This is a genomic window from Spirosoma aerophilum, assembly GCF_054782495.1.
The window spans coordinates 289,420-310,267 of record NZ_BAAGSJ010000013.1 but is presented as its reverse complement, the minus strand read 5'-3'; the positions used below and the strand labels follow the sequence as shown (position 1 = coordinate 310,267).

The window sequence follows — 20,848 nt, the reverse complement described above, 5'->3', positions numbered from 1 at the left end:
GAAAAACGTAGGACTGTAAACGCTTAGCCTCTTACCAGTTCACACATACCGTAACCAGCCAATTTCAGGGTGGGCCGTTTTATAGCGTCCATACCATACACACAGGGGATACAGGAATATAACCAGCGCCAGCCAGACGACATAGACCCCTTCGAGCGAGATACCTGCGCCCGGCGGCCGGCCAAAATTGAGCGGCCCGCTTGGCAGATCGGCTAACGAATAACCCTGTAGCAGCGCCATCCCGATCATGGACAGATGGACCAGATACCAGTGGATGATGTAGTAAAACATGGGCACTTTACCGTAAACCATCAACACTCGCGTGATTGAATTTGCCTTCCCGTCAGCAATCGATAAGAACAGGAACATCAGGCCAAGCGTCACCAGGGCATACAGCAGGGCGGGCGGGTATTTAGTGACGTTGATGAAGGAAAGAAACGTAAATAATTCTGTTTTCTGAACCGACCAGGGCGCCGGGTCGCCGTAGCTATTCAGGTAGCGCAGCAATACGAACAGTAGTAGGCTGACAAGACCAAACCGTAACAGCAGCGGCTTCCGCTGTTCCATTGGGCGTTCCATCAATGTACCAAACGAAAAGCCCACCAGCATAATGCCTAGCCAAGGAATCAGCGGATAAGCCACCAATAGGGCAAAGTGCGGACTTACCGAAAAAAAGTCTGTCCGGAAGAATAAAGCCCATACCAGCTTAGCCGTTGGATTCGTAAACGGAGGGACGAGCTGAAGTATATTATGTCCGAAGACGATCACCAATCCAATAATACCGACCATTTTGGTTGGTAATTTAGCCAGTAGTGAAAGAATCATCAGACCTCCCCCGATGACATAAATAACCTGAAGCATCAGGGACTGAAAGTGACTATCAAACCAGAAGGCAAAGTTGATAATCGTAAGTTCGAGCAGAATCAAGACCAGGCCACGCTTCAGTAGAAATCGTCTGGCGGCCCCTCTATTGCCGTTCGCTTCCTGCTTTCGAAGCGATAGATAAGCCGATGTACCGGACAGGAATACGAATGTGGGGGCACACAAATGAGTGATCCACCGCGTCATGAAAACAGCCGGTGTAGTCGTTGACAGATCGGTGGGATTCTGGGTCAACGCGGGGGTATGCAGCAAATCGCGAACGTGGTCGAGAGCCATAATGATCATGACCAGCCCCCGGGTTACATCAATGGCGGTTACTCGCTTCATCAGAAAATTAAACTTTCTTGGTTGCGTGCAGTCTTTTGTAGTGCCGCCCTCGACACTACTTATTTATAGCGGCACTTCGTATTATCGGCTTTGACATAATACGATTTGTAGTTCAGGGCTTTGGGATTCATGCAGCCCTTCAGGTCAAGCACTTCTATATTGCGGAAGTCAATGGAATGACTTTCGGCTTGAAGAGCAAGGTACCCACTGCCAAGCGGGGTGTTCGCCTGACTGATCCAGTGATTCGCGGCATTGGCACCGAACCGCCCCGAATCCCAATCACTGGTCGGGCTTACAAACCCACCCCCAATTTGCGGCCGCTGGTAGGTTAACACGGTTTCACCGTTGATCAAATGATGTATGATCGAATCACCCATCACGATGGCTTCGGCAGTAACCCACTGATCACCGTCGTACGTTTTCGAATTGGAGTCTGTACAGTGTTCAGGGCGAAGTTGGTCACCAATAAAAACCTGTGTGCCGGGAGTACACAGGTTTCCCGTATGCCGCTCCCCTTTTCCCAGGCCACCCAGCAACTGCATTTCCAAAGAAACAGGAAACGTTTGATTGAGTGACAAACTTTCGGCTGACTGCGAGTGGAGCATGATCCCACTGTTGCGTACATTCCAGGAGTCGCCACCGGGTGTTTGATCCCCTAAAAACCGATACTGAAACCGCACCCGATAGTACGAATAAGGCTTTTTGTAGTAAATATGGCCGTATTTAAAATCGAAGGTCTTGTACTGGTCATACATCACCCGCAGCACGCCCTTTTCGACCCGAAATGTATTCTGATAGTTATCGTTCAACGGCCGTCCGGCAATTTTTATATCCCAGTCTTTCAAATCTTTGCCATTAAAAATCCGGACCCATTCTTCTTTGTCGGCTGCCTTCTGAGCAAACGATACGGGTAGCGTAAACAGGCAAATTAGGAGCAGAAGTAATGCGTTTCTCATAGTAGGAAGAGGGATAGTGAAGGGAATGGATAGGAACGCGGATGGAACGGCTCAAAGGGGTTCAAAACGGATAAATCTTAACAATAAATTCAGTTGGAAATCCCTTCAATACGTTTCATCCGTGTTCCTGTCTAATTTATTTTAAAACTTCGACAGTGTTCAGTTCCGGGCCTCCACCATGATTGGCAGAACCGGCTACGATGTAGATTTTGTCTTTGTACACAATGGCCTGCGTGCCATGCCGCCCTTGTTTCAACCTTGGGCCGGGAGTCGTCCATTTGTTGGTTTTCGGGTCGAGGGCTTCGGCTTCATTGTGGGCCAGCAGCTGCACGGTTTCGCCCCCAATGATCCAGACCTTGCCGCCCTGGGTTACGGCCGTAGCGCCCGCCCGCTGGGTTGGAAGATTTGACGTGGCCGGTAACGTTTCCCAGCGTCCCGTTTTGAAATCATAGACATCGACTTCGGGAATGGTCGTTTCCAGAACTTTGTTGATCCGGGCCGTCGAGTTGCGTCCACCCGCAAGGTACATTTTATCGCCCACAACGGCCGCTGTAATATGATCGCGGGTGCGTGGCGCATCGGCCAGGCGTTTCCAGGTGTTCGTTTTCGGGTCATACTCATCCAGCCAGGCCACATGCCCATCATAATGGCCGTCGATTATACCACAGGAAACGTAGATCTTATTTTTATACACCACGACCCCTGCCGAACCACGAAGCCGCTCTTTGGGAATCTCGGGCCCTACGCGCCATTTGCCCATTTTGGGGCTGTAGATATAGATATTCGGCAGTGGCGTTTCGTGCGGATATTTTCCCTGAAAAGCACCCATCACGTAGAGTTCACCATTATAGGTAATGGCCTGAAAATGGTTCATCTCGACCGGCGGTGTGGGCAGGGTTTGCCAAACAAGCGTTTTGAGATTCAATGCCTCCAGCGGTTTCATGCCGCGGCCACCCACGGCATACAGACTATCGCCAATTAGTGTAGCAGCATTCTCGTGTCGGGTTGAACAGGTGTTTTGGGTTGTGACGGGCTCCCAGCTTTGCGCCTGTGCCGAAAACCCGGCTGTGAACAGGCCTAAAAAACAGAGGTACTGTACCTTCATAAAATCAGAGGATGGAGAAATAAAATGACTGATCAATAAATCAGAATCCGGCTCGATACTACTCTAATTAATCCTCTTTTTACCAAACCATTTGCCGTACAGACGGTTCACTTCTCTAGTTAACCTATAAACCTTGTTATGGAAAACAACCAAAACGGCAATCTGTCTGCTGATCAGGAAGGCGGTCAAAACGGACACACAACCGGACCCGAATTCGGTGCCACCGGGCTCCAGTCACAAGACCAACCCACAGACCAGACGTTAACCACACGGCAGGGTCATCCCCTAAACAATAACCAGAACATCCGAACCGTGGGAAACCGGGGACCGGCTACGCTGGAGAACTACGCTTTCCTCGAAAAGATTAGTCATTTTGACCGGGAGCGGATTCCCGAGCGAGTGGTGCATGCACGCGGTGCCGGTGCACACGGCGTTTTCGAAGCGTATGGAACTGTGGGTAATGAGCCCGTCTCCAAATACACCCGAGCCAAATTATTCCAGGAAAAAGGAAAACAGACGCCGGTTTTCGTTCGGTTTTCGTCGGTTATCCACGGCGGACACTCGCCGGAAACGCTGCGTGATCCACGCGGTTTTGCGGTGAAATTTTATACCGAAGATGGCAACTGGGATCTGGTCGGCAATAACCTCAAAGTGTTCTTCATTCGGGATGCCATGAAATTCCCCGATATGGTGCACGCCCTCAAACCAGACCCGATCACGAATCGGCAGGATGGTGGACGGATCTTTGATTTCATGAGCAATACGCCCGAGTCGGTCCATATGATTACGTTCCTGTTCTCACCCTGGGGTATTCCGGCCAATTACCGGCAAATGCAGGGATCGGGCGTAAACACCTATAAGTGGGTTAATGATAAAGGTGAAGCGGTGCTGGTAAAATACCATTGGGAGCCGAAGCAGGGCATCAAAAACCTGACCCAGCCCGAGGCTGAGCAGATCCAGGCCAAAAACTTCAATCATGCTACGCAGGACTTATATGATGCCATCGAGGCCGGCAATTTTCCCCAGTGGGAATTGCTGGTGCAGATCATGAGCGACGATGAACATTCTGAACTCGATTTCGATCCGCTCGACGATACCAAACTGTGGCCGCAGGATCAGTTCCCCTGGCTCCCGGTCGGCATGATGACGCTCAATAAGAACCCGGAGAATTACTTTCACGAGGTTGAGCAGGTGGCCTTTGGTACAGGGGTTCTGGTCGACGGGCTGGACTTCTCCGACGACAAAATGCTGCAGGGACGGACGTTCTCCTATTCGGATACACAGCGGTATCGTGTTGGCACGAACTACCTCCAGTTGCCGATCAATGCGCCGAAGAAACACGTAGCGACCAACCAACGCGATGGTCAGATGCAGTATCGGGTCGATACGGCACCGGGACAGAACAAGCACGTTAACTACGAGCCCTCGTCGATGAATGGGTTGAAAGAGGCTCCCCGGACATACCCCGATAACCAGCCCTATATAGCGGGTAACCTAATGCGTCAGCCTATCGATCGGACAAACAACTTCCAACAGGCTGGAGAACGCTACCGGACGTTTGAAGACTGGGAGCGGGACGACCTGATCAACAATCTGGTCGATGCCCTCTCAGGTGCTCAGCAGAATGTGCAGGACAAGATGATCGAATTGTTTAGTCAGTGCGACGAAGATTATGGTCGGCGGGTGCGGGAAGGTCTGAAGAAAGTTGCCAATGGTACCGGCGAAGAACCCCACGGCCAGGCTAATGCCCAGGCTGGCCACGAAGCCGTGGTACAGGCCGAAGAAATGGCCCACGATGCCAAAGCCTATTAATACCAGGTATAATGGGTAGCTGAAAATAGTTGACGAGCAACCCGTTTTTCAGGGAGGAATCAATTGCCACGTCATGTTACCAAACGCAAAATGACCAAAGGCTCTCAATCAACAGATGCGAGAGCCTTTGTTTTTATTCAACCGGGATAACCGTCGAGTTTTTAACGTCGGCCATCACAAAAAAACTGCTGATGTGCAGCGTACCGGGAATAACGGACAGTTGCTCCTGATAGAAGTAGTTGTAAGTATCCATATCACGGCTGACAATCTTGAGCAGATAATCGAACGTTCCCGATACCCGGTTGCACTCCAGCACTTCTGGAAGCAGCCGAACGGCATTCTCGAATTCTGCAAAGGCATCGCGCGTTTGTCTGTCGAGGGTTATCTGACAGAAAACGATCAGCAGGTTGCCCAGCTTTTTTCGGTCCAGAATTGTCACATAGCGATCAATGATCCCTTCCCGTTCCAATCGCTTGATACGTTCGTGAACGGGCGTTTTCGAAAGATTGATCTTTTGCCCAATCTCCTGAATGGTCAGTCGGGCATTTTGCTGTAAGAGCGTTAGAATTCGACGGTCTGTTTTGTCCAGCGTTTCCATGGCGGCATTTTTACGGCTTACAACCGTTTATTAGCGAAATAATAGATTTATTTCCGCCAATATAGGCAATCATTAGTTTTTTATCCTTAATAACCGCTTTCTATTAGAAAAGTAAGGCAGTGGCTTTACCTTTGTATTAACGAAGTAAGCAACCTTCAAACCCATTTATCCATCATGGTTATTGGTGTTCCAAAAGAAATTAAAAACAACGAAAACCGCGTTGCGTTAACTCCGGCGGGGGTAACCGAACTACGTAAGCATGGCCATACGGTGTATGTACAGGTAAATGCCGGCGAGGGAAGCGGTTTTGAAGATGAAGAATATATCGCGGCTGGAGCCGTCATGCTGCCCACTATTGAAGAGGTGTATGGCATTGCCGAAATGATTATGAAGGTGAAAGAGCCCATCGCGGCTGAATATGACCTGATCAAGGAAGACCAGTTGCTGTTTACCTATTTTCACTTTGCCTCCTCCGATGAACTAACTCAGGCCATGCTGGCCAAGAGAGCCGTTTGTCTGGCCTACGAAACCGTTGAACGTCCGGACAGAAGTCTGCCTTTGCTGGTGCCTATGTCGGAGGTAGCGGGCCGCATGGCCATTCAGGAAGGGGCTAAGTACCTTGAAAAACCACTGAAAGGTCGTGGTATTCTCCTCGGTGGTGTTCCGGGCGTAAAGCCTGCCAACGTCTTGATCCTGGGGGGTGGCATCGTTGGTACGCAAGCGGCAAAAATGGCTGCCGGACTCGGTGCACACGTTACGATCATGGATGTTAGTCTGGCTCGTCTGCGTTACCTGTCGGACATTATGCCGCCGAACGTACAAACGATGATGTCGAACGAATACAACATTCGGGAGATGATCAAAGTATGCGATTTGATCGTTGGTGCCGTGTTGATTCCCGGTGCAAAAGCGCCACACCTCATCACCCGCGAAATGCTGAAGCAAATGCGTCCCGGTACCGTTCTGGTCGACGTAGCTGTAGACCAGGGTGGTTGCATTGAGACCTGTTCGCCAACCACGCACGAGAATCCAACTTTTATCATCGATGGTGTTGTTCACTACTGTGTGGCTAACATGCCCGGTGCCGTTCCGTACACAAGCACCCTCGCGCTGACCAACGCAACCTTGCCTTATGCCCTGCAACTCGCCAACAAAGGCTGGCAGCAGGCATGCCGCGACAATACAGACCTGAAACTTGGGTTGAATGTAGTGGATGGCAAGATCGTCTATAAAGGAGTTGCCGAAGCATTCAATCTGCCGCTGACCGATGTAAGCACCGTGCTTACCGAAGCAGAACTGGCATAACAATCTTACTTATTCATCGACAGACGCAGGCCGTATTCGCAAGGATACGGCCTTTTTTTGTAAATTAACGCTGGACAAACGACTTACCGTTATGAACCCGCAAGCGTCGGCACCCGTTATCCCCACCCTATATGAATGGGCAGGCGGCATGGAAAATTTTGAAGCCTGGACTACTTTATTTTATCAGCGGGTTCATCAAGACCCGGTGCTGGAGCCCGTTTTCCGGGGTATGTCGATCGATCATGCGCGGCATGTAGCCCATTTTATTGCCGAAGTATTCCGTGGCCCGACTACATACAGCCAGGAAGGGGGAAGTCACTACGATATGATTCACCACCACCTGGGCAAACACCTGACCGAAGCCCAGCGTCAGCGCTGGATTGGCCTTATTCTGGATACGGCTGATGTAGTCGGTCTTCCTGACGATCCGGAGTTTCGCTCAGCTTTGGTCGGTTACCTGGAGTGGGGCTCCCGGCTGGCGGTCATCAACTCGAAAGTGGATGTTGTAAACGAACCCCTCGATGCACCTATGCCAACCTGGGGGTGGGGCGAAACGGGCGGCCCCTACCTTCCTTAAAGGTCTCTCAAAAACTGGTTTACCAGAACCCGCCATTCATCTTCCAGCGACCCGTCGAAAAACGGAGCGTTGGCCCGCCGATACCAATAATTAGCATTGAACCGGTCGCCTTCTTTTCGATGAAGATAGGCATGCAGCCGATCGTAGGGTTGTTCCCCTTCCCGACTTTGGGCAACGTTATGTGCCTGCTCCCAGTTATCGTTGGCATCGTACCAGAGGCCAGTCAGCACCGGATGCAGCTGCGCCGGTGGCTGGGCCTGTGACAGGTAGGTCGTGAATTGTTCCAGCGTCATGTTCATAGCGTTTTTCCGGCTAACGAAGCCTTCACATAAGGCTCGTAAGCGGGTGTAACAAAAATAGTATACGTACGTAACTCAATCGTTCGATACGGGTGTTTCATGACCCTGGAGAGATGTGAACGAAGGTTTTGAAAATCATTTTTAGGAATAATCGCCAGATCAGCATCTTCCCACTGCTTTTCGGTTGGCCAAATGTTATAGTGTTTGTGAAAGAACGGAATCAGGAAATCAAACATATACACATTGGAACGCGGTGGAATTGTTCGGGCAATCTGCTTAACGACGGCCACATCCGAAGCGGGCAACAACGATTCTTTTACCGGGTCAAACCGATGTCTGAACAGATTCGTAACTGTCGGAATCAGACGAAAATCAGGCCGGGCATATTCAACAATTGGCCATTGTATAAAAAACAGAACGATACAAAAGGCTAGTTGTTTCCAATCACGCTCAGGTTGTTTCCCAGCCTCGAACAGCAACCAAACCAGAATGGTATACACGACCGAAAACGTATAAACGAGGACAAAACGGGGGGGCCAGGTCAGTGAGACGAGGTCGAAAAAATCATTGGTGCCGTAGTAGGTAGCTCCCTGCACCCAGTTCGACAGCAAAAGAGCCAATTGCGCCACAGCGTAAATTAACAGCACACTCCCGACTTGTCGCCAGCCCACCTGGTATACACCATAAAGCAATACACCCATGGACGGTGCCAGCAACAAAACCGTTTGGAAAACCAGCAAGAGATTTTTCCGGATAAAGACTCGATCATGCAAACCCGAGCCAATGGCATTGAGGGCTTGCTGAAGCCGTGGTTCCGGTTCCACGGCATTATTTTTATACGAGAGAAAGGCCATCCCAAGCACAAAAACGGCTGCCCATCCCGCCAGCGTAATCCAGAATTTTGGCTGAGTGAGCACCCCAAAAATTGACCGTTGCCGGTTTCGAACGAGATACATAATGCAGACAAACGCCAGATGAATCGCTCCGGCTAACAGGGCTCCATCTTCTTTAACGAGAACAATTAAGGCGGCCGTAACCCAAAACCAGATGGTCGCCCTGCTCAGCAGCGTCAAAACAAACAGGATCGACAGGGGAAAATACGTTAGCTCGGGATGCCACCCTATACCGGGGTGGTCATTCAACCAAAACCAGACGGGGCCGATGAGCAAAACGATCAGGATGAGCCAAACTGCCCAGTTTGCCAGGTGGCGACTGCAATACCGTAACAACAGGGTATAACTGATGAGCGACAGCCCTACTTGAACAACAAATGCTCCGTAAGCCCCACCTGCATAGATGAGTGGCCCCCAGAGCAGCATGGCGTAATTATTATGAATTCGGTCGTCGTATCCCCATATATTTTCATACAGTAAGGGGCGACCGTTTATCCAGCTACAGGACGACTGTAGAAAGATATACATGTCGTTGAAGGTATAATATAACCCTTGAAACCGGAGAACTTTGAAACAGAAAAAAAGAAGTAAAAACAGGCTACTTGCTCCAATCGGAACAATCCACTTAGTTCTCATAGGCAGGCAAATAACCTAAATCGGGTACTGGTAAACACATAGAAAGCAGCAAACATACATAATTACAAATGGCCAGAAAAATCGACCCAACCCTAAAAATAGCAAAAAAGGGGGCTAATGTAGTCGTTGATTAGTCATCGAACAACCAGATAATGGGTTGTTCCTGTATGAAATACAATATAAAAGCGCATGACATAATTGACCATTTACCAACCCAAAAGTGCTTAAAGCCACTCTTTTCGTAACACTCCGTCGAGCTGGGTATAAGGCACCATAACCTGAATAGGCCCGACGGCATAGGCGGCAATTTCATACGGATTATAGTAGAACAAGAGTCCCTGAGCACCCAGACCAAAGTTAGCTGGCAGAAAGAATTGGCCATCGTGCAGAAAGTAGCCTTTCTCCTCAAGGTTCTTGCCCGGTGCTACTTCCTGCTGTTTTCGGAATATACTCTCGACCAGATTCCGCAAGGCCGTTGTATCCGACACAACATCTCCCAACGTTAGCGTCCGACCCGTTTTTCGGTCAAAATTATAGATTGATACGCTTGAGTTTGGATGTGCTCCCCCCGTATAGGAAAACGTCTCATATCTGACAGACAGGGCCTTTGGACTCGCATGGAGCGTATCAGCCATAGTTTTCACTTCCCAGCACCCGCCCAGATTACCCATGTCTTTGCGCATGAGATCATAATCTGACGCAAAGAGGCTGGCCGCTTTGTCAAGGTCGGTTTGGGCATCCGGATGCCTGGCTACCGATTCACTATCGAGCCAGCCCAGAATACTGTTCACTGCCAGACGGCGCAGGCTATCATTTATTTTATGCGCTTCCTCCGAATCGTCTTTCAACAGAAAGTAAGCGACCGAAACATCGACACCACTGTTTTTGGCCGTATCACACCGATTGGAACCAACAAACTTGTACTGCTGCTTCTCTAAAACGGGTGGCGTTGAATCCGTAAAATGGCAAGCCGAAACGATATATAGTGAGCCCAATAAAAACAGGGCCTGAAAATTCCTCATGAATCAGGTGTACTAATCTGGCACCTGATTACCGGACAGAATTACCCGATAGACCAAATGTCAATTACTACAAACTTAACAAATCTTTAAATCGAATAGCCTGTCGGCGGCTAATTTCAATTTTATCTCCCCCCCGAAGTGTAACCAGAAGTCCGCCACTAAACCAGGGTTCAATTTTTTCGATCCACTGTAAGTTTATAATATGCTTCCGGTTAGCCCGGAAAAAAGTGGCCGGGTTCAGGCGGTCTTCCAGTGCGTTCAGTGACTTGAGAACCAGCGGCTTCTGATCATCAAAGTACAACCGGACGTAGTTCCCCATGGATTCGAACAGGCGTACTTTACCCAATTTAACGAACCAGCACTTTTCGCCATCTTTCACAAATACCTGGTCATTTTCTCCCAGTATTTTTGTAGATAACCCCGGCATGGTGGCTCCGGTCGTTTCCTGACTGTGCTGCTCCTCTTCAACCCGATGGATAGCTTCTGATAATCGGGCCAGTTCAACCGGTTTGAGCAGATAATCGAGGGCATTGAATTCAAAGGCTTTTATGGCATACTCATCAAAAGCCGTGGTAAAAATTACCTCTGGTGTCTTGCCTTCAATGGATTGCAGCAATTCAAATCCATTCTTACCAGGCATCTGGATATCCAGAAAGAGTAGTTCCGGTTCCAGCTCATCAATCATAGGCAAGGCTTCATCCGCATTGGCGGCTTCGCCGATTATTTGAATTTTCGGAAAGTTTTCGAGTAGTCGGCGCAGTTCGTTACGCGCTAAACGTTCGTCGTCAATGATCAGGGTTTTCATTTTTTTGGGAGTTTGACAGTGGGAGAAAGACGTATTCAGAAAAGCGTTTTGGAACAGGCGATGCCGGGTTCTTACTCGTCAACCTTTACGCTTACCTCCTTTCTTCGGAATAGGCCCTCCGACTGGGCAGGAATGACAATGTCGGCACACACAATAGGTTCGTCGTTGGGGGTGTTATCTTCCTGATAAATATGGAATTCGGCTTCAGGGCCGTAGAGGAGCGAAAGGCGCTGAGAGGTGTTAGCCAGTCCAAAACCACCCGACGCTTTTTTATCGCCCAGTATGCCCGTATTTCGGATGGTTATATGCAGTTTATCGGTTATCAGGCTTGACTTTACTTCAATGAATCCACCGCCAACCGCCGTTGATACACCATGTTTAATGGCATTTTCGACCAGCGTCTGCAACATCATGGGCGGCACTTGCCAGAACAACGTCCGGCCGTCGAGTTCGATGTGTGACCGAAGGCGTTCTTCGTACCGAACTTTTTCGAGGGCCAGGTAATCCTCAACGGTTTTGATCTCTTCGCGTAATTCAACGGTTTTCCGGCGGTCGGCCAGCAGTGAATTGCGCAGTAAATTAGAAAGCTGGGTAATACTCTGCTGCGCCTTGGTTGGGTTTTCATACACCAGCGCCCGAATGCTGTTTAGGGCATTGAACACAAAATGCGGGTTTAGCTGCGACCGTAACACTTTGGCCTCTGTTTCCCGAATGCTTGTTTTCAACAGGATTTTCTCAATTTCAGCATTGCGATTTTCCTCCACATAGTGGTACGCCGTATAGCTCAGCACCCAGGCCAGCATGGTTTTTCCCCAGGTCATGATATAACCAAATAGCGGCCAGGGTTCATCAACTAAATGCTGGGGCACAATCAGCCGATCCATGGGCAGGTTAACCATCGTCATGATCAGCGCCAGAACAAAAACGGAAAGCAGCACCCGGGGAGCCAGCCGAAAGAAGGGTAAACGCACCCAGTTCCACCGACGGATCATCAGCCGATAGAGATGCGTCAGGGTGATGCCAAGAAAAATATTGGCAATGGCTAAGTAGAGCGTGTCCGGGTCAAAGCCATCTTCCAGCAAGTAGGCGGTGTACTCCACAACGATGAGGAGCGACCAGCCGAATAACTGACAAAACCAATATATTCTTTGTTTAGACATGCTCAGTGCCGGGGTCTCCTATTCAGTAAAAAACGAAGATACAGAAATAGGAAACAGATGGGCAGGATATACTACACCAATGGAAAAAAAGGAGGAAGGTCGGGCAACCAGGCGGAAGAAGTGAAAATCGTGTGGCTCTCACTTCACGGCTCAGCCCGGACCGTGATTACCTCCGGGTTCTGATCAGGCAATGGCAAGCGACAGTAAATGAGCGGTATCGTTTGCCAGTTCGATAGTGAACACAGCCGTATCGTAGTCATATTGGAGTTTGTACAGGCAAAGATTGCTGTGCTCAAACTGATCCATTTTAGCAAGCGGCTGGTTCGTGATCCAGCAAAGCAGAATTCGCATAGCCCGACCATGCATAGCGACCAGCACAATTTCTTCTTCCGGGTGCGCCAGGATGGTATTAATAGCTTCGCGTTGTCGGGTGGCCACCTGATCCGGGCTCTCGCCACCGTCGGTCTTCCTAGAGCTGTCGCCCGACTCCCAGGCTTCAATCAGCGACCGATAGTATTCATTATCGAGATTACCGGGGGCTTTCCCTTCCATCACTCCCCAGCTGATCTCATTGAGGCCGGTGAGCTTTTCGAACGGTATGCCCAGTTCGATAAAGGGTTCGGCAGTTTGGTAAGTGCGTTTCAGTCCGGAGATATACACTTTATTGAAAGGCACATGCTGATAGGCATGGAAAAATGCCTGTGCCTGCGCCCGGCCCATGTCGTTGAGGTCCGAATCAACGCCACTGCCCTGCACAACCCCCCGCCGGTTGTAGTCGGTTTCGCCGTGGCGAATCAGATAAATTGTTTTTTGTGTCAAGCCTGTTACCTTGCCTATTGGCAAATTTTTCCAAATTTGAGTGCAAAATTACAAAAAAGACCGCATTTATCTGTCCCGGATGAATCGTTTGACCGGGCAGCCGACACATTTTTATATGAATCTGCATGAAAGCGAACTACGACCTGTCCTCACTGGCCATCATCCATGCCGAATCCATTGGTACACACCTCGGCATTGAGTTTCTCGAAGCAGGCGACGGATTCTTGACGGCCCGTATGCCTGTTGACAAACGGACGCAGCAGCCTTTCGGAATTCTGCATGGCGGGGCCTCGGTGGTGCTGGCCGAGACGCTGGGGAGCGTGGCTTCCTGGATGATTCTTGACGACCCTACTAAACAGCGCGCCGTGGGCCTGGAGATCAACGCGAACCACATTCGTCCGGTGCGGGATGGCTGGGTGTATGGGCGCTGTACGCCCCTCCACACGGGTCGCACTACCCACGTCTGGGACATTCGCATTACCGACGAGCAAGACAAACTTGTTTGCGTTAGCCGCTTGACTATTGCTGTAATCGGGAGTTAATCGGAGTATATACCCAGCTCCGTCAAACCGGTTTTAATGAGTGATCCGTACAAGAAGGCTTTCTACGTTAAATCCATCAATACGTTTTTTCGCTGGGGCCTTTCCTGCTCCTGTTAGTCGTAACCGTGGTCAGGCCTACCCTGTCAATTCTAGCTACGCCCTATTATCCCGACTGAAACAGGCTGTTGATCTTCTATCTGATCGGGGGCTTTGTGCTATTGATGTGGTTGGTGTAGTCCATTTGGCAGACGACCGACATACAATTGCTCGATGACACCTTTTTCAGTATCAATAAGTCAACGAGAGTAATGGGCTGACTTGCTTAAAAGTATCTTATACGCCGTTATTATTCACGTTAAGTCAGGGCATAAAGAGATCAGTCACCTCTTTAGCACTATTTTAATGCACAATGAGCGGCCCGGTGCATCGAAGTGGGTACCCTCGATGGAGTTAACGATTTACCTGACCGATAACTGGTTTATTATTGGCTCCATTGAATTTTCTGACTACTCATACCTGAAGAAGACCTTCACGCAGTATGGGCAGGCCGTGCCCCTTACCTTCGGTGATAAGTACGTTCGTCATACAGAAATTCCGGTTTTGGGCTTGACCAGGGTAACTCCGTCCGTATGATAACACCAAACTCCACCGCTGTTCGGGCGCCAGTCCACACCAACCCGCTCCAGCGTACATTCCTGTCCGGCTTTTTACAGCTTCCAGGCTGGGTCGGTTGGATGTATAGAGCGCAGCAACCGGTTATCGACGCAGATTGATTCGCCACGCGGCTCACTTTTTCCGTACCTTCGCGCTCCCAACCGTTGAGCGAAGAAAATCATCAACATCAATCGTATGAATCAGAAAATCCGGCGCGAAGATGCCCTTGATTACCATTCCAAAGGGCGTCCGGGTAAATTGGAAGTTATTCCAACCAAAGAGTACAACACCCAGCGCGACCTTTCCCTTGCCTACTCACCCGGCGTAGCGGAACCCTGTCTGGCCATTGAAGCCAACCCTGACGATGCCTTTAAGTACACCGCCAAAGGGAACCTCGTTGCCGTCATCAGTAACGGTACTGCCGTGCTTGGCCTGGGCGATATTGGCCCCGCAGCCAGTAAGCCCGTGATGGAAGGGAAAGGGTTGCTCTTTAAAATATATGCCGACATCGACGTATTTGACATTGAGCTGAATACCAAGAACATCGACGAGTTTGTCCGGACAGTGCAGATCATGGAGCCGACCTTTGGCGGTGTCAACCTCGAAGACATCAAGGCTCCTGAATGTTTTGAGATAGAAGAGCGGCTCAAGCGCGACATGAACATTCCGGTCATGCACGACGACCAGCATGGTACGGCCATTGTGAGCGGAGCCGCCCTGCTCAACGCCCTCGAACTGGTGAACAAGCCCATCGAAACGGCTCGGTTCGTGATTCTGGGTGCTGGTGCTGCGGCCATTTCATGCGCCCGCCAATACATTGCGCTGGGGGCGAAACACGAGAACATGGTGATGTTCGATGTGAATGGCCCCCTCCGGCAGGATCGTACGGACCTCAGCGACCTGATGCGCCCCTTTGCCACGAGCCGGGAAATAGGATCGCTGGCCGATGCCTTTGCCGATGCGGACGTGTTCGTTGGCTTATCGAAAGGCGGTATTGTGAACCAGGACCTGATTCGGTCAATGGCGCCCCATGCCATTGTGTTTGCCATGGCGAACCCAACGCCCGAAATTGGCTATGACGAAGCCATGGCGGCCCGTCCGGATATTATTATGGCAACGGGGCGTTCCGATTACCCTAACCAGGTAAACAATGTGCTGGGCTTCCCGTATATTTTTCGGGGGGCACTCGATGTGCGGGCTACCGAAATCAACGAAGCCATGAAGCTGGCCGCTACCTACGCGCTGGCGGATCTGGCCAAGAAACCCGTTCCTGACCTGGTTAATCTAGCTTACGGCGAATCGAACATGATTTTTGGTCGTACTTACATTCTTCCGAAGCCGGTTGATCCCCGTTTGCTCTCCACAGTAGCGCCAGCCGTCGCCAAAGCGGCTATGGAATCGGGCGTGGCACGGTTACCGATCACCGATTGGGAAGCTTATGAACAGCAGCTGGCCCGCCGACTCGGGCAGGACAACCAGATTTCGCGGGTGATCCTGACCAAAGCAAAAGCCAATCCCAAACGGGTGGTATTTGCCGACGCGGAGAATTTAAAAGTATTAAAAGCCGCTCAACAGGTTCGCGACGAGGGTATTGCCTACCCGATTCTTCTGGGCGAACGGACAAAAATCCAGCAGCTTATTCAGGAAAATAGCCTCGATCTGGGCCAAATTCCCATCCTCGACCCCCGCGCTCCCGAACAGGCAAGTCTGATCGACCGTTTTGCGAATGTGTACTTCGACAAACGCAAACGCAAAGGCGTCAACCCGACCGAAGCGCGGAAGATGATGTACTACCGCAACTATTTCGGGGCTATGATGGTGGAAACGGGTGAAGCCGATGCGCTGATTTCGGGCTTGACGGGTTCCTATCCTGAAACGATTCGACCAGCGCTTCAGATCATTGGCAAAGAGCCGGGCGTTAAACGGGTGGCGGGTATGTACATCCTGCTGACCAAACGCGGGCCGCTTTTCTTCTCGGACACGACCGTTAACTTCAACCCAACCGCCGAAGAGATTGTCGAGATTACCGAGCTGACAGCCCGGACGGTAGAACGGTTCAACATTAAACCCCGCATTGCGCTGGTCACTTACTCCAACTTCGGCAGTGCGCAGGGTGAGGACGCCGAAAAAATGAACCGCGCCGTTGAGATTTTACAGCAAAAGCACCCGGACATGGTCGTGGATGGCGAAATTCAGGCTCACCTGGCGTTCAACACCGAGTTGCTTCAGCAAAATCACCCGTTTAGCAAACTGGTTGGCGAAGGTGCCAATACGCTCATCTTCCCCAACCTTTCGGCTGCTAACATCGCCTATAACTTAATGAGCGAAGCCGCTGGTTTTGATACCATCGGTCCCATACTGCTGGGTATCCGTAAACCGGTTTATGTCTTGCAGTTGGGTTCATCGGAGCGCGAAATTGTCAACATGGTCGCCATTGCGGTCGTTGAAGCACAAGGAAAATGAGAAGTTAGTATTAGGAGCGGGGAGTGAATAGTGAGGAGGGCTGGCACCAGCAAAAAACATGCGCCAGTCCTCTTCACTCCTCACTCTCCGCTCCTCACTCCTATAAAAAACCATGTCACGCATTTTAACAGGTATTCAGAGCAGCGGGCGCCCGCATTTGGGAAACATTCTGGGGGCTATCAAACCCGCCATCGACTTATCGAAACAGCCCGGTAACGAGTCATTTTTATTCATCGCCGATCTTCATTCGCTCACGACCATTAAAGATGGTCCTACGCGTCGGGAGTTTACGCGGGCTGTGGCGGCTACGTGGCTGGCCTTTGGTTTAGACACCGCAAAGAATACATTCTGGCGTCAATCGCGTGTACCCGAACATACGGAACTCGCCTGGCATTTGAGCTGCTTTACGCCCATGCCGATGCTCAACAATGCGACGTCCTACAAGGAAAAGTCGGAGCGCTCCAGTGGTCCGACCAATACGGGTTTATTTGTGTACCCGGTTTTGCAGGCGGCTGATATCCTGCTGTATGATGCCGAATTAATCCCAGTAGGCAAAGACCAGCGGCAGCATATCGAAATGACGCGCGATATTGCCAGTGCCTTCAATCGGGAATATAACGAAGATGTATTCGTATTGCCCGAAGCCCGTATCGACGATCGGCTCATGACGATTCCGGGCATCGACGGGGCCAAAATGAGTAAGTCGTACAACAATTACATCGACATTTTCCTGCCGGAGAATGAGCTGTGGAAAGTGATCAAAAAAATCAAGTCGGATTCGACCCCGCTCGAAGAACCGAAGAACCCGGATACGGACATTACGTTTCAGCTTTTTTCCCTGCTGGCCTCCCCCGAACAAACAGCAGCGATGCGTGCCTTGTATGAAGGGGGGAACTATGGCTATGGCATGGCCAAAAAAGCGTTTTATGAACTCATTCTGGCCCAGTTTGCCAACGAGCGGGAGCGCTTCAACTACTATATGACTAACAACGACGCACTGGAAGCAGAACTACGGGCAGGAGAAGATAAAGCCCGCGCCGTAGCGGGTAAAACGATTGACAGAGTGCGGGAAAAACTGGGATTTAACTGATTGTCAGCCAGAAAACTACCGTTTACACAGATCGGGTGAAAATAATATGTCTATTCGTTTATTTTTGGTTAGTTCGCTACTCAGCCAATAAATGTTTAAGCATATCCTATCACCATGAACAGTCTATCGCCTTCGTTCAACCTGAACGCAATTCAGCTCAATCACCGCGAGCGCCACTTTCTACAGTTGGCCTGCTCCGATTTAACGTATGTTCAAATTGCCGACAAAATGTGTGTCAGTCCGCGCACCGTTGACGGCTATCGGGAAACACTCTTCGAGCGGCTGCAGGTAAAAAGCCGCGTTGGCCTGGTTCTCTCAGCCTTACGCATGGGTGTTGTCACCTTATAAAATTCAAACGTCCTCCCATCGCCCCGATGGGAGGACGTTTGTTTACTACGGACAAGTTCATTCTTTGCTTTCGCTTCAAATACTGTCCAAGCACGTATCTTCGCATCCACAATTCCTGCGGAGCTATGAACTCACTACCCATCTACGAAATTGCAAAGCTGATCGATCATGCCTTGCTGCACCCCACCCTTACCGATGTCGATTTGCGCTTAGGGTGCCAGCAGGCACTGGCTTTCGACGTAGCCTCCGTTTGCATCAAGCCGTATGCCGTTTCGCTGGCCAAAGACATGCTGGCGGGCTCCAGCGTTCGGGTGGGAACGGTGATTGGCTTTCCCCACGGCAGCAATGCCCTTCCCGTTAAAATTGCAGAAACCGTACAGGCGTGCCGCGATGGGGCCACTGAAATTGATATGGTCGTTAACATTGGCAAAGTAGTCAGGGAAGACTGGCCTTACGTAACCGATGAAATTCGGGCCATTCAGTACACCTGCCAGTCGGAAGGAGCGATCCTGAAAGTAATTTTCGAGACTGACTTTTTGATGGGCGACGCTGTTAAAATCCGGCTTTGTCAAATTTGTTCCGAAGTGGGCGTTGCTTTTGTTAAGACGTCGACGGGCTTCGGCTTTGTGAAAGGTGCTGATGGTAGTTATAATTATGAAGGCGCCACGGACCACGATGTTCGTCTGTTGATCGACAAGGCAGGACCCGATGTACGCGTTAAAGCTTCGGGCGGCATTCGCACGCTGGACCACGTGCTCAGGCTGAAAGATATGGGTGTTTCCCGCGTGGGCACCTCCTCAACGGCAGAGATCATGAACGAGGCCTACCGTCGTTCGGGTAAAGTGCCTTTAAATCCAGCCTCCCCCTCCTTTATTGAACTAAGCGGCTATTGAGTTGTCGTCCATTTGTGGGCAGGCAAGTGGTTAATACATGTCCTAACATCCTTTATTCCTATTTCCTTTTATGCTTAATCTCGGTTTTGTTTCGGCTATTCTGGCCGATTATGATCTCAACAGCGTATTGAAATTTGCTTCTGAACATCAGTTTAAATGCGTTGAACTGATGTGCTGGCCATCCGGCAATGCCGATGCGCGCCGGTATGCGGGCGTTACCCACATCGATGTGAACAACCTGCATGTCGATCAGATCCATACGCTGACCCGGATGTATCATGTTTCCATTTCGGGTCTGGGATATTACCCGAATCCGCTGGACCCGAACCCGGAACAGGCTGAATTTTATCGTGAGCATATTAAGCAAATCATCAGGGCAGCCGCAAAGCTGGGCGTACCCGTCGTTAATACGTTTATCGGCAGAAATCCGTCCCTGAGTATTACCGACAACCTGAAGCTGTATGCCGAACACTGGCCTGCCATTGTTAAGGTCGCCGAGGAGTGTAACGTTAAAATTGGCATCGAAAATTGCCCCATGTGGTTTACGGACGATGAGTGGCCGGGCGGTAAAAATCTCGCCACCACACCCGCCATCTGGGACCGGATGTTCGAGATTATCCCTTCGCGGGCGCTGGGTCTCAATTATGACCCAAGCCACCTGATCTGGCAGATGATGGACGAAGTGAAACCCATTTACGACTACCGCGACCGGCTGCACCATATCCACCTGAAAGACGTAAAATTATACCGTGACAAATTGAACCGGGTGGGCATTATGGCCAATCCGCTGGAGTATCATTCACCAAAGTTGCCCGGCCTGGGCGATGTGCGCTGGCGTGATTTTTTTGCGGCTCTTACCGATGTTCGGTACCGGGGTCCGGTTTGCATTGAGGTAGAAGATAAGGCCTACGAAAGTCACCCGGAGGATGTCAAAACGGCTATCCTGACCGCCCGTAACTATCTGAGTCAATTTTTGGTGTTGTAATACATGATTGACAAGCTGAACCAGTTCGACATTAACCTATTTCTGTGGCTCAACGGCCGCTACCTGCCCTGGCTCGATCCGATCATGATCTGGATCACGGAGCGGAACAGCTGGATACCCTTTTATGCCCTGCTCATTGGATGGCTGATTTATCAGTATCGCCGGCAAGCGATTGGCTTCATTCTAACAATTATTGCGTCAGTTGCTCTGGCCGATCAGATAGCCTCATCGGTTATAAAGCCCCTCACCCACCGCTTACGTCCGTGCCATGAGCTGTCGCTTCAGAAGCTCATTCACCCCGTGCTCGAATGTGGGGGGCAATATGGCTTTTGCTCCTCCCATGCTTCGACTACGTTTGCGCTGGCAGCCAGTCTCTGGCTCATGCTGGGAAACAAACATGGCTGGCTTCGGTGGGGATTTTTATGGGCTGCCGTGGTATCCTATAGCCGAATCTACGTAGCCGCCCACTACCCGCTCGATGTGCTGGCCGGTACTGGGGTTGGTGTCTTATCCGCTACCATCTGCGTGTTTATGCTGAAAAAGATCCAATACCGCTCGGCAATCCGTAAAATAGGTTGAGACACTTCTGTCCGGAACTTACTCAAATTGGGCAACAATCATCCGTACGTTCTGTTGTAGTAGACGGCACCGGTTGACTGAATACGCAATCGGGTCGG

At 50.5% G+C, this 20,848-nt stretch carries 21 protein-coding genes; 11 read left to right on the top strand and 10 right to left on the bottom strand.

The window, feature by feature from the left end; all coding sequences use genetic code 11:
• Positions 1-39 precede the first annotated feature (39 nt).
• The 3 genes from ACYVK4_RS12800 to ACYVK4_RS12790 form a co-directional block, all read right to left on the bottom strand.
• On the bottom strand, positions 40-1,209 hold the full coding sequence (locus tag ACYVK4_RS12800; RefSeq protein ID WP_461127906.1) for a DUF1624 domain-containing protein: 1,170 nt from the start codon (positions 1,207-1,209) through the stop codon (positions 40-42).
• A gap of 59 nt (positions 1,210-1,268) precedes the next feature.
• Positions 1,269-2,165, bottom strand: coding sequence for a 3-keto-disaccharide hydrolase (locus ACYVK4_RS12795; protein WP_461127905.1), 897 nt, complete (start codon positions 2,163-2,165; stop codon positions 1,269-1,271).
• A gap of 136 nt (positions 2,166-2,301) precedes the next feature.
• Positions 2,302-3,270, bottom strand: a complete 969-nt coding sequence (locus ACYVK4_RS12790; protein ID WP_461127904.1) for a Kelch repeat-containing protein — start codon at positions 3,268-3,270, stop codon at positions 2,302-2,304.
• A 138-nt stretch (positions 3,271-3,408) separates the two neighbouring features.
• On the opposite strand from ACYVK4_RS12790, the gene ACYVK4_RS12785 reads away from it, so the two are divergent.
• Positions 3,409-5,082, top strand: a complete 1,674-nt coding sequence (locus ACYVK4_RS12785) for a catalase (RefSeq protein ID WP_461127903.1) — start codon at positions 3,409-3,411, stop codon at positions 5,080-5,082.
• Positions 5,083-5,215: 133 nt separating this feature from the next.
• Here the strand turns inward: ACYVK4_RS12785 and ACYVK4_RS12780 are convergent, their stop codons facing one another.
• Positions 5,216-5,680 carry an Lrp/AsnC family transcriptional regulator gene (locus ACYVK4_RS12780; protein ID WP_461127902.1) on the bottom strand — a complete coding sequence of 155 codons (465 nt, stop codon included), beginning with the start codon at positions 5,678-5,680 and terminating at the stop codon, positions 5,216-5,218.
• A 174-nt stretch (positions 5,681-5,854) separates the two neighbouring features.
• Between ACYVK4_RS12780 and ald the strand changes: the two genes are divergently transcribed.
• Together ald and ACYVK4_RS12770 are read left to right on the top strand one after the other, a co-directional pair.
• Positions 5,855-6,985 carry an alanine dehydrogenase gene (gene ald / locus ACYVK4_RS12775; protein ID WP_461127901.1) on the top strand — a complete coding sequence of 377 codons (1,131 nt, stop codon included), beginning with the start codon at positions 5,855-5,857 and terminating at the stop codon, positions 6,983-6,985.
• Between the two features lie 91 nt (positions 6,986-7,076).
• Positions 7,077-7,562 carry a group II truncated hemoglobin gene (locus ACYVK4_RS12770; RefSeq protein WP_461127900.1) on the top strand — a complete coding sequence of 162 codons (486 nt, stop codon included), beginning with the start codon at positions 7,077-7,079 and terminating at the stop codon, positions 7,560-7,562.
• Here ACYVK4_RS12770 and ACYVK4_RS12765 read toward each other — a convergent pair.
• The 6 genes from ACYVK4_RS12765 to ACYVK4_RS12740 all read right to left on the bottom strand — a co-directional run bounded on the left by ACYVK4_RS12765 (position 7,559) and on the right by ACYVK4_RS12740 (position 13,196).
• Positions 7,559-7,855: a hypothetical protein gene (locus ACYVK4_RS12765; protein ID WP_461129595.1), complete on the bottom strand. Its 297-nt coding sequence runs from the start codon at positions 7,853-7,855 to the stop codon at positions 7,559-7,561. The two genes, ACYVK4_RS12770 and ACYVK4_RS12765, sit on opposite strands and share 4 nt — an antisense overlap.
• 2 nt (positions 7,856-7,857) lie before the next feature.
• A complete protein-coding gene (locus ACYVK4_RS12760) occupies positions 7,858-9,282 on the bottom strand; it encodes a hypothetical protein (RefSeq protein ID WP_461127899.1) in 1,425 nt (474 codons plus the stop codon).
• A gap of 332 nt (positions 9,283-9,614) precedes the next feature.
• Positions 9,615-10,412 carry a DUF3298 and DUF4163 domain-containing protein gene (locus ACYVK4_RS12755; RefSeq protein WP_461127898.1) on the bottom strand — a complete coding sequence of 266 codons (798 nt, stop codon included), beginning with the start codon at positions 10,410-10,412 and terminating at the stop codon, positions 9,615-9,617.
• Positions 10,413-10,479: 67 nt separating this feature from the next.
• Positions 10,480-11,217, bottom strand: a complete 738-nt coding sequence (locus ACYVK4_RS12750; RefSeq protein ID WP_461127897.1) for a LytR/AlgR family response regulator transcription factor — start codon at positions 11,215-11,217, stop codon at positions 10,480-10,482.
• A 71-nt stretch (positions 11,218-11,288) separates the two neighbouring features.
• Complete coding sequence (locus ACYVK4_RS12745; RefSeq protein ID WP_461127896.1) at positions 11,289-12,377, bottom strand: sensor histidine kinase; 1,089 nt, start codon at positions 12,375-12,377, stop codon at positions 11,289-11,291.
• A 183-nt stretch (positions 12,378-12,560) separates the two neighbouring features.
• Positions 12,561-13,196 (bottom strand): histidine phosphatase family protein, encoded by a 636-nt coding sequence (locus ACYVK4_RS12740; protein WP_461127895.1) that lies wholly within the window; start codon positions 13,194-13,196, stop codon positions 12,561-12,563.
• 125 nt (positions 13,197-13,321) lie between these two features.
• Between ACYVK4_RS12740 and ACYVK4_RS12735 the strand changes: the two genes are divergently transcribed.
• From ACYVK4_RS12735 to ACYVK4_RS12700, 8 genes are all read left to right on the top strand, one after another.
• The gene (locus ACYVK4_RS12735; RefSeq protein WP_461127894.1) at positions 13,322-13,738 is read left to right on the top strand and encodes a hotdog fold thioesterase; all 417 of its coding nucleotides are present in this window, start codon (positions 13,322-13,324) and stop codon (positions 13,736-13,738) included.
• A 402-nt stretch (positions 13,739-14,140) separates the two neighbouring features.
• Positions 14,141-14,371, top strand: a complete 231-nt coding sequence (locus ACYVK4_RS12730) for a hypothetical protein (RefSeq protein ID WP_461127893.1) — start codon at positions 14,141-14,143, stop codon at positions 14,369-14,371.
• 216 nt (positions 14,372-14,587) lie between these two features.
• On the top strand, positions 14,588-16,855 hold the full coding sequence (locus ACYVK4_RS12725) for an NADP-dependent malic enzyme (protein ID WP_461127892.1): 2,268 nt from the start codon (positions 14,588-14,590) through the stop codon (positions 16,853-16,855).
• A gap of 112 nt (positions 16,856-16,967) precedes the next feature.
• Positions 16,968-17,945, top strand: coding sequence for a tryptophan--tRNA ligase (trpS, locus tag ACYVK4_RS12720; RefSeq protein WP_461127891.1), 978 nt, complete (start codon positions 16,968-16,970; stop codon positions 17,943-17,945).
• 114 nt (positions 17,946-18,059) lie between these two features.
• Complete coding sequence (locus tag ACYVK4_RS12715) at positions 18,060-18,293, top strand: response regulator transcription factor (protein ID WP_461127890.1); 234 nt, start codon at positions 18,060-18,062, stop codon at positions 18,291-18,293.
• Positions 18,294-18,418: 125 nt separating this feature from the next.
• Positions 18,419-19,186, top strand: a complete 768-nt coding sequence (gene deoC, locus ACYVK4_RS12710; protein WP_461127889.1) for a deoxyribose-phosphate aldolase — start codon at positions 18,419-18,421, stop codon at positions 19,184-19,186.
• A 70-nt stretch (positions 19,187-19,256) separates the two neighbouring features.
• Positions 19,257-20,171, top strand: a complete 915-nt coding sequence (locus ACYVK4_RS12705) for a sugar phosphate isomerase/epimerase family protein (protein WP_461127888.1) — start codon at positions 19,257-19,259, stop codon at positions 20,169-20,171.
• A gap of 3 nt (positions 20,172-20,174) precedes the next feature.
• Entirely contained in the window at positions 20,175-20,750 is a 576-nt protein-coding gene (locus tag ACYVK4_RS12700; RefSeq protein WP_461127887.1) for a phosphatase PAP2 family protein, read from the top strand.
• Positions 20,751-20,848: the final 98 nt, after the last annotated feature.